This is a genomic window from Undibacterium parvum (genome assembly GCF_003955735.1).
Lineage (GTDB): Bacteria > Pseudomonadota > Gammaproteobacteria > Burkholderiales > Burkholderiaceae_D > Undibacterium > Undibacterium parvum.
In genome coordinates this window covers 1,835,443-1,849,381 of the sequence record NZ_CP034464.1, presented here as the reverse complement: position 1 = coordinate 1,849,381, position 13,939 = coordinate 1,835,443, and the positions used below count along the sequence as shown (strand labels likewise).

At 53.3% G+C, this 13,939-nt stretch carries 15 protein-coding genes; 9 read left to right on the top strand and 6 right to left on the bottom strand.

What is annotated here, in order from left to right; genetic code table 11:
• Positions 1–6: 6 nt before the first annotated feature.
• Together EJN92_RS08020 and EJN92_RS08015 are read right to left on the bottom strand one after the other, a co-directional pair.
• On the bottom strand, positions 7–540 hold the full coding sequence (locus EJN92_RS08020; protein ID WP_227869758.1) for a GNAT family N-acetyltransferase: 534 nt from the start codon (positions 538–540) through the stop codon (positions 7–9).
• 2 nt (positions 541–542) lie between these two features.
• Complete coding sequence (locus EJN92_RS08015) at positions 543–1,154, bottom strand: helix-turn-helix domain-containing protein (RefSeq protein ID WP_126127339.1); 612 nt, start codon at positions 1,152–1,154, stop codon at positions 543–545.
• Positions 1,155–1,692: 538 nt separating this feature from the next.
• Here EJN92_RS08015 and EJN92_RS08010 point away from each other — a divergent pair.
• From EJN92_RS08010 to EJN92_RS07975, 8 genes are all read left to right on the top strand, one after another.
• Complete coding sequence (locus EJN92_RS08010) at positions 1,693–2,136, top strand: hypothetical protein (protein WP_126127338.1); 444 nt, start codon at positions 1,693–1,695, stop codon at positions 2,134–2,136.
• Between the two features lie 233 nt (positions 2,137–2,369).
• Positions 2,370–2,687: a hypothetical protein gene (locus EJN92_RS08005; RefSeq protein ID WP_126127337.1), complete on the top strand. Its 318-nt coding sequence runs from the start codon at positions 2,370–2,372 to the stop codon at positions 2,685–2,687.
• A gap of 618 nt (positions 2,688–3,305) precedes the next feature.
• Positions 3,306–5,438, top strand: coding sequence for a phosphocholine-specific phospholipase C (locus EJN92_RS08000; RefSeq protein WP_126127336.1), 2,133 nt, complete (start codon positions 3,306–3,308; stop codon positions 5,436–5,438).
• 694 nt (positions 5,439–6,132) lie between these two features.
• On the top strand, positions 6,133–6,336 hold the full coding sequence (locus tag EJN92_RS07995) for a hypothetical protein (RefSeq protein WP_126127335.1): 204 nt from the start codon (positions 6,133–6,135) through the stop codon (positions 6,334–6,336).
• A 93-nt stretch (positions 6,337–6,429) separates the two neighbouring features.
• A complete protein-coding gene (locus EJN92_RS07990) occupies positions 6,430–6,816 on the top strand; it encodes a DUF6678 family protein (protein ID WP_126127334.1) in 387 nt (128 codons plus the stop codon).
• 157 nt (positions 6,817–6,973) lie between these two features.
• Positions 6,974–7,552 carry a hypothetical protein gene (locus EJN92_RS07985; RefSeq protein ID WP_227869757.1) on the top strand — a complete coding sequence of 193 codons (579 nt, stop codon included), beginning with the start codon at positions 6,974–6,976 and terminating at the stop codon, positions 7,550–7,552.
• A 233-nt stretch (positions 7,553–7,785) separates the two neighbouring features.
• Entirely contained in the window at positions 7,786–8,238 is a 453-nt protein-coding gene (locus EJN92_RS07980) for a nuclear transport factor 2 family protein (RefSeq protein WP_126127333.1), read from the top strand.
• Between the two features lie 446 nt (positions 8,239–8,684).
• The gene (locus tag EJN92_RS07975; protein ID WP_126127332.1) at positions 8,685–9,023 is read left to right on the top strand and encodes a hypothetical protein; all 339 of its coding nucleotides are present in this window, start codon (positions 8,685–8,687) and stop codon (positions 9,021–9,023) included.
• Here the strand turns inward: EJN92_RS07975 and phnE are convergent.
• From phnE to EJN92_RS07955, 4 genes are read right to left on the bottom strand one after another with little or no spacing between them, the layout of a single operon-like run.
• Positions 9,012–9,860: a phosphonate ABC transporter, permease protein PhnE gene (phnE, locus tag EJN92_RS07970; RefSeq protein WP_126127331.1), complete on the bottom strand. Its 849-nt coding sequence runs from the start codon at positions 9,858–9,860 to the stop codon at positions 9,012–9,014. The two genes, EJN92_RS07975 and phnE, sit on opposite strands and share 12 nt — an antisense overlap.
• Positions 9,861–9,862: 2 nt before the next feature.
• Positions 9,863–10,684, bottom strand: a complete 822-nt coding sequence (locus tag EJN92_RS07965) for a PhnE/PtxC family ABC transporter permease (protein WP_126127330.1) — start codon at positions 10,682–10,684, stop codon at positions 9,863–9,865.
• Positions 10,685–10,692: 8 nt separating this feature from the next.
• Positions 10,693–11,526 carry a phosphonate ABC transporter ATP-binding protein gene (locus tag EJN92_RS07960; protein ID WP_126127329.1) on the bottom strand — a complete coding sequence of 278 codons (834 nt, stop codon included), beginning with the start codon at positions 11,524–11,526 and terminating at the stop codon, positions 10,693–10,695.
• A gap of 7 nt (positions 11,527–11,533) precedes the next feature.
• Entirely contained in the window at positions 11,534–12,400 is an 867-nt protein-coding gene (locus tag EJN92_RS07955; RefSeq protein WP_126127328.1) for a putative selenate ABC transporter substrate-binding protein, read from the bottom strand.
• A 161-nt stretch (positions 12,401–12,561) separates the two neighbouring features.
• Here EJN92_RS07955 and senB point away from each other — a divergent pair, with 161 nt between their 5' ends.
• Positions 12,562–13,551, top strand: a complete 990-nt coding sequence (gene senB / locus EJN92_RS07950) for a selenoneine biosynthesis selenosugar synthase SenB (RefSeq protein WP_126127327.1) — start codon at positions 12,562–12,564, stop codon at positions 13,549–13,551.
• Positions 13,552–13,939: the final 388 nt, after the last annotated feature.

The window sequence follows — 13,939 nt, the reverse complement described above, 5'->3', positions numbered from 1 at the left end:
TCTTACTCACGCAGACAAAGATTTATAAAACAGCGTGGTCGAACACAATCCACCTTGCGGCCACAGCGCATAATCCGGAATCATGCCGCACTGTATCCAGCCCAGGCGTTGATACAGGCTTTCGGCCCCACCGCCGGTGGCGGTATCGAGCACCAGTAAACTTTTTCCCGCCGCGCGCGCCGCCACATCGGCGGCATCCATCAGGGCGGCAGCGATACCCTGACAACGGGCGCTACGGTGCACCAGTAATTTAGAAATATCGGCGCGGTGCGGCTGATTCTCTGGCTGACTGGTAATTACTTGCACAGTGCCAACGATACGTCCGACAGGATTTCTCGCCACCAGCAAAACGCGCTGCGCGGCTGCTGCGCTAGTGATGACGCCCAGCCAGAAGGCATCCGCCTTGGCAGGCGCTAAAGGTTGCATAAAACTGACCGAGGCGCCGCCTTCGACACAATCGATCAGTAGTTCGCTCAAGGCGGGCAGATCGTCGGGCCTAGCGAGTGCTGTAATTTGCTGTATCGTAAAAATGGGCTGCAAGACTATCTCCTGGTGGGCTGAGAAAAATCGCTATTGATCACCACCAGATAGCGCGCCGGCAAGGCGCTGCTATTGTGATAGACAATTTCATGGTGTTCTTGCATGGCCAGACAATCGCCCGCTTGCAAACTATAGTGAATACCGCCCGAGCTGATTTCCATACTGCCTTCGAGCAGCCAGATCTGCTGCGGTATCCCGCTGTCGCGCTGGCCCGCCTGATAACTGACGGTGGCACCCGCCGGAAACAGCACTTCAACGATCTGTAGCGGCGAGCGAAAATGCGGTGGCGAGATATTTCTGCGCACATAGCCAGATTGCGGATCGGTCCACAGCAATTGCTCGGCGCGCCGCACCAAAGGGCTGGCCGCGTCTTGCGGCTCTTCAAACAAAGAGGCCAAAGTGACACCGAGGCCGAAGGCCAGCTTATCCAAGACCACCGCGGTCGGGCTACTCTCGCCGCGCTCTATCAAAGAAATCATAGAACGGCTGACATGGCACTTGCTCGCCAGCGCCTCAAGCGACATACCACGCTCGGCCCGCAAGCCGCTAATCCGCCTGGCAATCCGCAGATTCAGGTCTTCGTTGTTGTTGGGGTGGGGAGTGGTTTCTGTCATGGTGGATGGATTGTCCAATTTATTGGATGAGCTGTCAAGCGCCGGCCAATAAGTAGCGGCTTACCACAAGGATGCAGCCGCCTGCGAAGCAGCGCAACACCCGGCAAACCCCGCAACATGAGGCGCAAAAACATATACTCCCCCCATTTTTTAATAAAACAGGCTATTCGCGCATATATTAATTGGGCGAAAAAAAACACTAGGGGGAGTATGTTGAGGCAGCCCAGCCAGACGCGTAAGGAAAGACGCAAAAAAAGCGACCCTGACTAAACTGGCAGCGCGCCCACATGACTAGCATTCTGGACAATAAAATTTGAAATTGATTTCAAATATGTCAATATTGTTGATAAAATGAAAGACAACAGCAATCACGCTTTTCACGATTTTTTAGTACCAATCGCATTTACAGTACATCTCGGGAAAGCCAAGCTGAACTTGGGTTTTGAGAGCTTGCTCTTAAATTTTTATGCGACACCCGTCCGTTTCGCCCGTCACGGTGAGGGACATATCTAGTTAGGCCATTACGATGAGAGTATGGATGAGTTTGATTTTCCTCTTAGTTATGCCAGTAATCGCACATGCAGAGGAAGAACAGCGATCGCCAAATGAAATGGGGGTGATCCTATTATCCGAGGCTACAACGCCAAAGTTTTACGTTTTGTGCAAGAAGCTATTCGACGAAAAGACTGACGTGGCTACAGCAGAGAGTTTGAAACTGGCTTACCGAGAGTTTAGGGAGAGGCAAAAGCCATACTTCGAAAAGGTAGACCAAACCATTCATGCTCTTTCAGGGCAGGATCAGATTCAGATCGGGCTTCATATTGGCTACTATTCTCAGAACTATTCCAACGCACTGGCTCAACTAGATTCCGAACGTCAGGAGGCCTTCTGCCGAAGTTTCATTGAATTGCTGGAGCGCAGGCAATTTGATCCTGGGAGCTTCCCCTCAGACGCTTTGATGAAGTTTCTTGGAAAGAACTAACTAAGGCCGTAAGGCGCATTAGGTAGGGCGCCAATAGCGCAGCGTATTGCGCCGCATGGAATGCTTAAAATGGTGCAATACGCTGCGCTATTACACCCTACATCGCTGAACTCGGGTTTTGAGAGCTTGCTCTTAAATGTTTATAAGACACCCGTCCGTTTCGCCCGTCACGGTGACGGACATATCGAGTTAGGCTGTTTCACACAAAATCATTCGGAGAGCTTACACAAAAAATGGAAGAGGAAAAGAGTTACATCAAAGTGGCAAAAGCCCACAAGTTCATTTCGTGGCTTTATGTGGTGGTCACAGCCCTATCCGTGGCTCTTATAGCATTCGGAGTATTTCCACAAATTCTTGAATTCTGGCTTGTCTTTTTGTTTTTGGCCGGATTAGCTGCGCTTCACTATTTCACGGCAAAAGGTGCATTTCGTAAAAGCATCTGGGCGCGAGTTACGTCGATAGTTATCGCCGTGGTCATGCTTTCTGGTTTTCCAATCGGAACCGGATTTGGAATCTACCTGCTAATTCACTGTTTTAGAAGTTGGAAATAGTAGTCTGCAAAAGCCTAATGGCGCTCAACCTTGCGCCTTTCAGCCTGCTAGGGTGGTCAGGTTTTGTGCCCACGCAGAGATGAGCCGCTAGCTATGCATGGAGGATTTGCTTTGATGGGCTTAAGCTGATTTGTCGTGGTTTGAGCCTTAGGCGTGGGCACGATGCTGCTGTGCCCACCCGACTTTCAAGCGCCTGTTCATAAGTAGTGGCTTCCCTCCAAAAAATAAAACCTGAGCCGGGCTTGAGCACAGTAGGCCAAGGGATCTAGCGCATAGCCAATGCGGGTTTCCAGATAGCCAGCGCCAACAGACAGCCAACAGGCATAGCCCATGCGGCTTTCAGGTGGCTTTCAGGGCTAGATACTGTGAGAAGCGCATGGCTTATGCGCAAGAGCGCGGCCGCAAAACCCCCAATCGTAAACCATCGCCATAGTCCAAACGGATACTTAAATGGCGGGTTGGCGACATACGCCTGCCATATTGCTTTGCAATAATTCCAGCCGATTCAGGCAATTTAGTTAATTCTGCCAACTCAGCCAACACGCATCGCAGCCACTTGCCTGCGAGCAGAGCATTAGCCATCGATCAGCCACTCTCTCAAAAACTTAAGGAAAGCTCATGAGCAAGCCCACCAGCAACATCCAGCGCCGCGATTTTTTACGCCGTTCTAGCCAGGGATTAGGCGCGCTATCTGCGGCCTCCTTACTCCCGCTGAGCATACAAAAAGCCCTGGCGATACCGGCCAATTACCGTACCGGCACGATAGAAGATGTAGAACACATCGTGATCCTGATGCAAGAAAATCGCTCTTTTGATCATTATTTCGGCACCCTGCCAGGGGTGCGTGGTTTTGCCGATCCTTTCCCGATACCGCTGGCCAGCGGTCGCTCGGTATGGACCCAGGGTGCTTTGCTACCAATGAGCGTGCGGCCTTTTCATCTGAATACTGAACAAGATTTCTCTTACATGCGGGTCGAGGGCACGCCCCACACCTGGCCAGATGCGCAAAATGCCTGGGATCATGGGCGCATGTCTTTTTGGCCTGTGACGAAAACCAATCACTCTATGGGATATTTTAAAGAGCGCGACATCCCGTTTCAGTTTGCGCTGGCCAATGCGTTTACCTTGTGTGACGCCTACCACTGCTCGTTTATGGGCGGCACCAATACCAACCGCATCTTTCACTGGAGCGGCAGCAACGGCGCGCCCCCGCTCGGTAACGGCCCGGCCGTCGGGAATAGCCACGACAGTCTGGGGGCGGATAATTACGCCGACAGTTACACCTGGCACACTTACCCCGAACGCTTGCAAAGCGCCGGTATCAGCTGGAAAATTTATCAGGATTTAAACGACAATTTCACCGACAATCCGCTGGCAGGATTTAAGACTTACCGCGATGCCGATCGCGATCCAAATCTTGATCCGGATTTAATGGATAAAGCCTTCGGACAACGCGATCTCGATAAACTGCTGGAAGACGTCACCAATAACAGCTTGCCGCAAGTGAGCTGGATCATCGCCACTGCGGCAGGCTCCGAGCATCCGGGGCCATCTAGCCCGGCCCAAGGTGCCGACTACACCGCACGCGTGCTGGAAGCGCTGACCGCCAATCCCGAAGTCTGGAGTAAAACCGTCTTCATCGTCAATTTTGATGAAAACGACGGCTTCTTCGACCACGTGCCAGCCCCTGCCGTACCCTCGTATAGCTTCTGGAGCGAGAACCCCAGCTTGCGCAAGCAAGCCGGCAAATCCAGCGTAGACACCACGGGCGAATACCACCACCACAAGAGTCCACAAGATGACAACGGCTTGCATCTGCACCGGCCGTATGGCTTAGGTGCACGCGTACCTTGCTATGTGATTTCACCCTGGAGTAAGGGCGGCTGGGTCAATTCTCAGGTATTCGACCACACCTCGATTTTGCGATTTATTGCTAAACGTTTTGGCGTAGAAGAACCGAATATCAGCCCTTGGCGCAGCGCCGTTTGCGGTGATTTAAGCTCCGCCTTTAATTTTGCAGAACCGGATGACGCTAGCTTTTTTTCGCAATTTCCACTCACCAAAGAACGCGCCGAACGCGCCCAGGCGCTGCCCGGAAGAAAACTACCGATACTGTTTAGCCGCGGTGATTTACCTCAGCAAGCGAGCGGCATACGGCCATCACGCGCCTTGCCGTATCAGCTCAATTGCCAGGATCAATGCGAGCGTCTAAAACATAGCCTCACGATCGACTTCATCAACCAGGGCGAACAAGCCGCCGTGTTCCATGTCTACGATAAAAAACACCTGTTGCTGATGCCCAGACGCTACACCGTAGCGGCCGGCCAACAACTCAGCGACAGCTGGTATGTCAGCGATTTACTGAAGGGCGAATATGATATCTGGCTACTCGGCCCGAATGGCTTCCATCGCCATTTCAGGGGCAATATCATGCAGGCCAGTGCCAAACCAGAATTGCGCTACGACCCCGCCAACGGTGAAATCGTCTTCCATTTGCACAATAGCGGCAACAGCAATCTGCATTACAAAATCAGCGCCAACGCCTATTTCCCTGGCCAACAGTGGAACGCCACAGTCGCCGCCGGACAGCAACAGCAGATCAGCATCAAGCTCAGCAACAGCGGCAATTGGTATGACTTCACAGTGAGCTGTAGCGAATATCCGACCTACATCCGGCGCTTCGCCGGACGCATGGAAACCGGCCTCGCCACGATCAGCGATCCACGCATGGGAGATCTCACCATAGGCTAAGCAGCTTGCTAGGGTGGGCAGGTTTTTGTGCCCACGCAGAGATGAACCGACAGCTATGCATGGAGGAGTTGCTTTGATGGGCTTAAGCTGATCTGTTGTTAGCCGCCATAAAAACCCAAGAAAATTACATACTCCCCCCATTTTTTAATGAAACGTACGATTCGCCCATATATTCATTGGGCGTTAAAAAACACTAGGGGGAGTATATTTAAGCAGCCCAGCCAGTCGCGTAAGGAAAGACGCAAAAAGGCGATTCTGACTAAACTGGCAGCGTGCCCACATGGCCAGCATTCTGGGCAATAAAAATTGAAATTGATTTCAAATATGTCAATATTATTGATAAAATGAAAGGCAACAGCAATCACGCTTTTCAGGATTTTTTAGTACTCACCGCATTTATAGTACATCGCAGAAAAGCCAAGCTGGACTTGGGTTTTGATAGCTTGCTCTTAAATTGCGACACCCGTCCGTTTCGCCCGTCACGGTGACGGACATTTCTAGTTAAGAGGCAAAAATCATCGATCTCGTTGACGTTCTCAATGCGGCGGAAAACAGTTCTCTTAGATTTCGAGAGCTGAGGTTCTTTGCTGAATCGGTCGAACTGTCGTTGCTTGCATGTTGCGACATGGTGGCGCTTCACGTTGCACGCCAATATGCCGATGGAAGAATGACCTATGATTGCGGGGACTGCATTATGAACTCACTTTTCTTACTTGCCACTTCGCCTGACTTTTGGGCAGTAACCGATGATGAAGTGCCCCCTATCTTATTTGCGGTCTATCAAGCATTTGACGAAGGCGAGTTCCATCATTCAGGTGATGATACGTGCCTAAGTCTCGAGGTTCTGTATACGCAGCCTTTGATTGCAAAAGTCTTGGAACGTAACCATGCCTCTTAACATGACTTTCGAAAGTGACGTGCGAATATGCGTTCTCTTCAAATTTACTGATTGGCGCGCGCGCCTTTCAAATCGGCGTTATACGGTTCGACCATGAATCCAAAGTTGCTAAAAATTAGAAATGAACGCCAATTGGTTTCTGTAATGAATAGCACCAAATGGAAAGAGCTATGTAACGCATTTGAAGTGGAAAACGAAATAAATCCAAATGTGCGCTATAAACGGATTGATTCGAGTGTTATTTATGGTTTTAGTCCAGTGTGGTGGAATGAGATGTTCGACGAAAGTCCGGCAATCGAATGGGTAGATTTTGAACTTGTTAGACGAGAGTTTAGAGGTCATCTAATTTCAGATAAAGAGATCGATATTTCGGAAGAGATTTTTCGTATCATGGCAAGGTTCAATATCCCGTATTCGATAGAGCAATCGTATTTGAGAATTTGGGGTTATCTCAATCAAAATGAGCGGCCAGCCTGGTAGGGGGGGGCAGGTTTTTGTGCCCACGCAGAGATGGACCGACAGCTCTGCATGGAGGATTTGCTTTGATGGGCTTAAGCTGATCTGTTGTTTGAGCCTCACGCGTGGGCACGATGCTGCTGTGCCCACCCGACTTAACAAGACGATCAGTGGGGCGCCAATGTCGATTTTCTCCTTATTAATTTTACGGTGGCGGCAATTCCGGCACCTCAGCGTTGAGGCTCATGGTGATGCCTTTGAATCGCCTAAAATTTTGAAAGCTAAACAAATGAAGAAAAATTTCATTGTCGTCATTACCAGCCTGCTGTTGGTAAATACGCCCGCCCATGCAATCGACGCAAAATACCGTCAGAAGCTTGAACGTTCCGGTTGCACCCAAATGAGCGAGATGCAAGGCTGTGACATCAACAAGAGCAAAGCAGAAAACGCCAAGGCGAACGTCGTCACGGAGACTCCCGCCGCAAGCGCAGTTCAGAGCGCGCAGGCCAATCTGCCACCATATGCCGGCAATTGGGTGGCGGTTGGGCCCACTGGCGCTACTGTGGCGGAGATCCAGATCAACAACCAAGAACAAGTCAAGGTGAACGGCAAGCTAGTGAAAGCCAAACGCAGCGATGGCGCGCTGGTGTTCAAGCAAGGATTCATCACCTACACCATTCAGGGAGATCGCCGCCTCAAGGGTGAAGACTACTGGTACGACTCCGACGCCAAGACCAAGGGTCCCGTCAATGCCAAATAAAGGAATCTTAAGAAGCCAAGGTCGAAATGCCTAAGCTTGCATTCAACACGGATTGTCAACAAGCCTGGTAGGGGGGGCAAGGCCGTATGGCGCATTGGGTAGGGCGTCAATAGCGTAGCGTATTGCGCCGCATGGGATGCTTAAAATGCTGTAATACGCTGCGCTATTACACCCTACAGCGCTGACGGACCTTCCTAGCCATCAACAGACATCTCAGTTTTTCCGGATATCACATGAAAACATCAAGCAGTATTCGTCGCCTTGCCTTGATACTGCCATTGTTATGGCAACTGTCTGCAGTCGCCAACACGAGCAGCTTTGATGCGGCACTTAGGACACATCTTGCAGCGATTGAAAACAGAGATTGGGTCGCTTTTGAGTCGACCTTAACTGAGGCTGATACTTTGACTTTCATCTTACCTAATGGCCGACTTTCGAAGTCCAGCGCAGAGTTCAAGAAATCAACTCAAGCCTGGCTGGCTGATCGGGACTGGTCGTGGTCATATCAAATATTAAGCGCGACATCCAATGCCAGCGCTGGCGTCGCCGTGCTTGATGTTAAATACGCGGACCTGGACGAGGCTGGAGTCGAATACAAGATGCACTACTTGCTCAGCTTGGTATTCAACAAGGAGCGTGGCGGCTGGAGATTAATACACGATCAGAATACGCTCTTATCAAAGTAGCTGCGCCTTGCGTGACTGATCAGATTAAGCTTCAAAGCCGTAAGGCGCATTAAGTGGTGCGCAATACACCGCGCTATTACAATCTACAGCGCTTAAAGCCCACATCAAAAGCCAGCCAAAGAATATACCCCCTATTTTTTCAATAAAACCTGCCATTCGCGCATATATTCATTGGGCAATAGAAAAACACTAGGGGGAGTATCGCAAGTCATCAAGCCTAGGCGCAGATCAAGAAGAAATTAAAACAATTTCAAATTAACTAATTTATTGATAGAATGAAAAGCAATTGCAATAAGGTTTTTTATGGTTTTTTTTAAGCGATTAAATCTTCACTAGGGCTTTGAAAAACCATGCTGCAAGCGCGTTTTGAGCGATTTACCTTAAAACTGTTTCACACTTCCGCTATACCGATCACGGCGACGGATCTATCTCTTAGGCTTTACTTCATGCACGCTTATCGCAAATTGCGCTTCACTCATCTGCTCGCTTTACCCATGGTTAAATCAATGGTCCTGGCATTCGCCCTCGCTCAGCTGCTGTTGCCGTCTGCCGTGGCAACTCCGGTGTACAAGTGCAGCGTCAAAGGGGCTGTGCATTATCAGGAAGGCCCATGCCAGCCGGATAGTCGTAAGCCTCCTACCATTGAAGAGCTCAATGCCGCGCGCCAGAAGCAACTGGGGCAAGAAGCGCAACGCCCTGGCAGCCCAAAGCCGCAGTCCAGTAGCTCGGCCAAGCCTGAGGCCGCAGTGGCTGCGCCAGGCAAGCTGGCCGTTTCAGCGCGATAAAGCACTGCGTATCAGATAGCTGAGCGCATCGACCAGCGCTACCAGCAGCATCATGGCCAGCAAGACGCTGCTGGTTTCGCCCATCTGGAACAGGCCCATGTGGAAGGCCAGCATCTGGCCCAGGCCGCCGGCACCGACCACCCCTAGCACGGCGGCGGCGCGGATATTATTTTCCCAGCGGTACAGGGTGTAACTGAGTAGTTGCGGCAAAACTTGCGGCAAGCTGGCGTACAAAAATATCCGGGTTTCAGAGATGCCACGCAGACGTAGTGCAAAGCCGGGTTCTGGCGGCGCATTTTCTATGGCTTCGGCAAACAGGCGGCCCAACACGCCAGCCGTATGCAGACCTAGCGCCAGAGTCCCGGCAAACGGGCCGAGACCAGCGGCAATCAAGAGTAAGGTAGCCCACACCAGTTCCGGCGTGCTGCGTAGGGCATTCAGCAGCAAACGCGCCGGGCCACGCCAGCGCGCCGGGTCTTGCGCATGCGCCTTGCTGGCCGGTAGTGCCAGCAGCACGCCGAGTATCAGCGCGATGAAGGTACCGAGTGCCGACATCGCCAGAGTTTCTAGGGTCGCCAGCGCTAGCTTGTGCAGAAAAGCGGAGCTGCTTTCGGGATGCATTAGTTCTCCCACAAAGCGTCCCATGCGGCTAATCGCATCCCAGGAGAAAAACTGCGCCCATTGCAGATTGAGGGTAGTAAAGCTGGCCAGCACCAGCAGCGCGACGCCCAAGACTAACCAGCACGACAGACAACGCGCGTTAAACAGCTTGGGCGGCAATTGGGTGGTCGCTGGGGTGCTTGCTTGTTTGGTCGGTGGTGGCTGAGGAGCTTGCATGTTTATGCCAAAATTTTGCGTAAGGCGGCGCTGATGCGGTCGGCCAGCCAGACTAGCGCCATGAACACCAGCAAGATGCTAGCCACTTCCGCGCCATTAAACATCTTCATGGAACTATCCATCAATTGCCCCAGACCGCCAGCGCCGACAAAACCCAGCACTGCGCTGGAGCGTATCGCGCATTCCCAGCGGTACACGGTGTAGCTGGTCAGCTCGGCGGCATTTTGCGGCAGTAGCGCATAGAAAAAAGTTTGCAGGCGACCCGCGCCATTGCGCATCAGGCTGCTGCTGGCATGCGCATCGCTGCTTTCGAGAATATCGGCGTACACCTTGCCCAGCATGCCGCCGTAGGTCAGTGCGATGGCCAGTACGCCCGAGGTCGGCCCCAAGCCCACCACCCGTACAAACACCAGCGCCCAGACCAGCTCAGGAACGCTGCGCAGCACCATCAGGGTCCAGCGCACCAATTGCCGCAGTATGGCCGGTAGCAGCGCCATACGGCCAGTGAGTGCCGACAGCGACAAGACCCGCACCGACAGCAGTGATAAGGGTAGCGCCAGCAGCAGGGCTAGGCTCATACCAGCAGTTGCCATCGCCACGGTGCGCCAGGTTTCCCGCGCCAGTAAGAGTAAAAATTCGGGATCAGACCGTGGCGGAAAAAACGCGCTGATAAAATTCCAGGCCGGTTTCAAGGCATCCGGCTCTAGCAAGATCCAGGGTTTAAATTCGGTCAGGACTAAAGTTGGCCACAACAGCGCCAGACTAGCCAGCGCCCAGAACAGCCGCCCGCGCCAGGCCGGATCACGCAGCGCTGGCTCAGGCATTGCTGAGGTCAACGGCACAACATCACCACTGGTACCGGCGCGCCTGGGAATTGCTCGTCAGTGGGCAGGGCAGGGCCGCTCAGTTCATGCAGTTTTTGCGCATACAGCGCCTGCAAAATTTGTGGGCTGACTTCAGCGGCAGGCAGATCAAAGAACAAGGCACCATCGCGCAAACCGACGATGCGCGGAAAATGCGTCAGCGCCATCTCTACATGATGCAGACTGGCTACCAGTGTTGCGGTGCGCGCACTGGCGGCGGCGGTCAGTGCAACTATGGCCTGCTCGCCGCGCTGCGGATCGAGCGCCGACAGTGGCTCATCGACCAGCAACAGCGTGGCTTCAGACAGCAGCGCACGCGCCAGGCCGACGCGCTGACGTTCGCCGCCTGAGAGTCGGTCGACCCGTTCAAATAATTTATCGCTCAGATCAAAGCTGGCCAGCGCGCGTTCGGCGCGTGGAATGTCTTGCGGATAAAACAGACTGCGCAGACTCGCCCAGATATTTTCATGCGGCAGACGCCCGGCCAGCACCGCCGTCACCACTCTTTGGCGCGGTGGCAAGGGCGGCACCTGTGGTGCTAAAAACAGCTGGCCACGCAGCTTTTGCAAGGCGCTGCGCGAGAGTTGCCAGGGATCGCTATCGTCCAGTTGCAGACTGCCCTGCGATGGCTGTAGCGCACACGCCATCAAATGCAAGAGCGTGGTCTTGCCAGCCCCCGAGGGGCCGATGATGGCAAGCTGTTCGCCAGAGCGCAAACTCAGGCTGAGTTCACGCAAGGCGGGCGCGGCATCCGGCTTGGCGGCCGGATGCCGGCCCGAGACTGCGCGTAAATCTAACTTCATGCTTAGCTTACTTGAGCAAACCAGCGCTATGTGCCGCTTGTTCTATGCCCTTGTAATTTTCAGCTTTGGTAGGGATGAAGCGGGTGGCACGTTGCAACTCTAAAATTTCTTTGCCTTCTGGGCTAGCGCGATCCAGGCTCAAGAAAGCCTTAGTCAATTTTTCGCGTTGTGCCGCTGGCATGTCGGCGTGTACCGTCCAGTTGTAATCATAAAACCCTGGCGTGGTGTAAAACACGCGCACTTTATTCGTGTCGACTTTACCGTCGGCGACAAATTTCTCCCACACCGAAATATTCAAAGCACCAGCATCGACCTTGCCCGCCACTACCGCAGCGATGGTCGCATCATGTGCACCGGAGTAAGCCACGCGTTTAAAATCTTTATCCGGATCGATATTGGCTTGCAGTAAAAAGCTACGTGGCATCAGATGGCCGGAAGTGCTGGACTGCGAACCGAAGCTGACGTTCTTGCCCTTCAGATCAGCCAGCGTTTTGATAGCAGGGTCGCTAGTGATGAAGACCGAGCGAAATTTAGCATCTTCTTCACGCTGCACCAGCGGGATCACCTTGCCGCCCGAGCGCACACTGGCTTGCACAAAAGTAAAACCACCGTACCAGGCCAGATCAACCTGCTTGTTGGCCAGCGCCTCTACCGAGGCGGCGTAGTCAGTCACCGGGGTAAATTCGACCTTCATGCCCAAGGTCTTTTCCAGATATTTGACCAGAGGCGCGGCTTTACGCGCTAGTTCAGTTGGCGATTCATCCGGGATGGCGGTGACTTTAAAGACCGCCTGCGCGTGTAACAGACCAGTAAAACTCAGCAAGCTAAAGCTAAGGGCGGCAGCAAGGGCACGCGTGGCAGACAATTTAAACATGGGATATCCTCAGTGAAAAGGGAATGACGGGGGGCGAATTGTATATTAGACCCGAAATCAACGCCATTTGCACGTGACAGCGCAGACTATTGCGCAGAATTTGCCACAGCTTTGGCCACACATTTATCAAAATTTTTTGCCTATGCCTTACACTGCTGGTTATGAAACAGCCACGCGTACTCATACTCAGCCCGGCCCTGGCCGCGGCGAATAACGGCAATTGGCAGACCGCCTGGCGCTGGTCGCAGATGCTCAGCCCTTACTATCAGACCAAGATCGCGCAAGAATGGGACGGTGAGCCAGCCGAAGTCTTGCTGGCCCTGCATGCGCGCCGTTCGGCCAGCTCGATTGCGCGGTGGGCGCACAGACTAAGCGTTACTGCGGATGCGCCCGGCCTGGGCCTGGTGTTGACCGGCACCGACTTATACCGCGACATACTCAGCGACCCGGCGGCGCAAGCCTCGCTGCGTTACGCGCAAGCACTGGTGGTGTTGCAAGAACGCGGGCCGGATGCCTTGCCGCCAGAGTTGCGCCATAAAGCCCAGGTGATCTTCCAATCGAGTGCCAGCCGCGCCCCGGCACAGAAAACGCCGCAGCACTTACGCGCCCTGATGGTCGGCCATCTGCGCGCCGAAAAATCACCGCAAACCCTGTTCGCCGCTGCCGCGCTACTTGCCGCCCAGTCTGACATTTTCATTGATCATATCGGGGCGGCACTAGAGCCAGAGTTGGGCGCGCAAGCGCAAGCCTGTGCCAGCCAGTATCCGCATTACCGCTGGTTAGGTAGTCAATCGCACAGTCGCACGCTCAGGCATATCCAGCATGCGCATGTCTTGGTACACAGTAGCCGCATCGAGGGCGGCGCGCATGTGGTGCTGGAGGCAGTCTGTAGCGGCACTCCGGTACTGGCCTCACGCATCCCCGGCAATCTCGGCATGCTAGGCGAAAATTACCCAGGCTATTTTGAGCTAGACGATGCCGCCGGACTCGCCGCCTTACTACAACGCTGCCGCCAGGACCAGGAACTGCAGCACGGCTACTATCAAGAAATCGTCCAGGCATGCACGCAACGCGCCCCCTTGTTCAGCCCGGCAGCCGAACAAGCCGCCTTACTAGCGCTGGTACAGGGATTGCTGGCTGGCCGGGCTTGAATTGGCAGGCAGGCGCTGCGATTTTAAATACAAAATAGACGAAGCCCATGACGCCTTACTGGCATAGTGCGTTCACATTTGTAGGGTGCGCCATGCGCACCAATGACTCAAAATCAAAAGCTGGAAATTATTGGCGATTAATGGTGTGCGTGGTGCGCATGGCGCACCCTACGATTTACGCACGCTACGCTTGCTGAAGGGCATTACGCCCGGCAACCAGGCTTTTTGCGTGCTTTAGCGCGCCGAAAAAGGGGACATTCATGTCCTAGCGCCCACGACCGAGTCGATTCCCCGCCACTCCATCAAATTCAACTGCGCCGGTAAGCAAATAGTTTTTAAATCGCACCGTTCCATAATCAAACGGCGTGCACTATCGCTAATTGCTATG

Bases quoted from the DNA above. Each gene is read 5' to 3' on its own strand.
- EJN92_RS07995 (WP_126127335.1), top strand. From the start codon at position 6,133: ATGAACTCACTTTTCTTACTTGCCACTTCGCCTGACTTTTGGGCAGTA.
- EJN92_RS08000 (WP_126127336.1), top strand. From the start codon at position 3,306: ATGAGCAAGCCCACCAGCAACATCCAGCGCCGCGATTTTTTACGCCGT.
- EJN92_RS07975 (WP_126127332.1), top strand. From the start codon at position 8,685: ATGCACGCTTATCGCAAATTGCGCTTCACTCATCTGCTCGCTTTACCC.
- EJN92_RS08010 (WP_126127338.1), top strand. From the start codon at position 1,693: ATGAGTTTGATTTTCCTCTTAGTTATGCCAGTAATCGCACATGCAGAG.
- EJN92_RS07990 (WP_126127334.1), top strand. From the start codon at position 6,430: ATGAATCCAAAGTTGCTAAAAATTAGAAATGAACGCCAATTGGTTTCT.
- phnE (WP_126127331.1), bottom strand. From the start codon at position 9,860: ATGCAAGCTCCTCAGCCACCACCGACCAAACAAGCAAGCACCCCAGCG.
- EJN92_RS07965 (WP_126127330.1), bottom strand. From the start codon at position 10,684: ATGCCTGAGCCAGCGCTGCGTGATCCGGCCTGGCGCGGGCGGCTGTTC.
- EJN92_RS07980 (WP_126127333.1), top strand. From the start codon at position 7,786: ATGAAAACATCAAGCAGTATTCGTCGCCTTGCCTTGATACTGCCATTG.
- EJN92_RS08005 (WP_126127337.1), top strand. From the start codon at position 2,370: ATGGAAGAGGAAAAGAGTTACATCAAAGTGGCAAAAGCCCACAAGTTC.
- EJN92_RS07985 (WP_227869757.1), top strand. From the start codon at position 6,974: ATGTCGATTTTCTCCTTATTAATTTTACGGTGGCGGCAATTCCGGCAC.
- senB (WP_126127327.1), top strand. From the start codon at position 12,562: ATGAAACAGCCACGCGTACTCATACTCAGCCCGGCCCTGGCCGCGGCG.
- EJN92_RS07960 (WP_126127329.1), bottom strand. From the start codon at position 11,526: ATGAAGTTAGATTTACGCGCAGTCTCGGGCCGGCATCCGGCCGCCAAG.
- EJN92_RS08015 (WP_126127339.1), bottom strand. From the start codon at position 1,154: ATGACAGAAACCACTCCCCACCCCAACAACAACGAAGACCTGAATCTG.
- EJN92_RS07955 (WP_126127328.1), bottom strand. From the start codon at position 12,400: ATGTTTAAATTGTCTGCCACGCGTGCCCTTGCTGCCGCCCTTAGCTTT.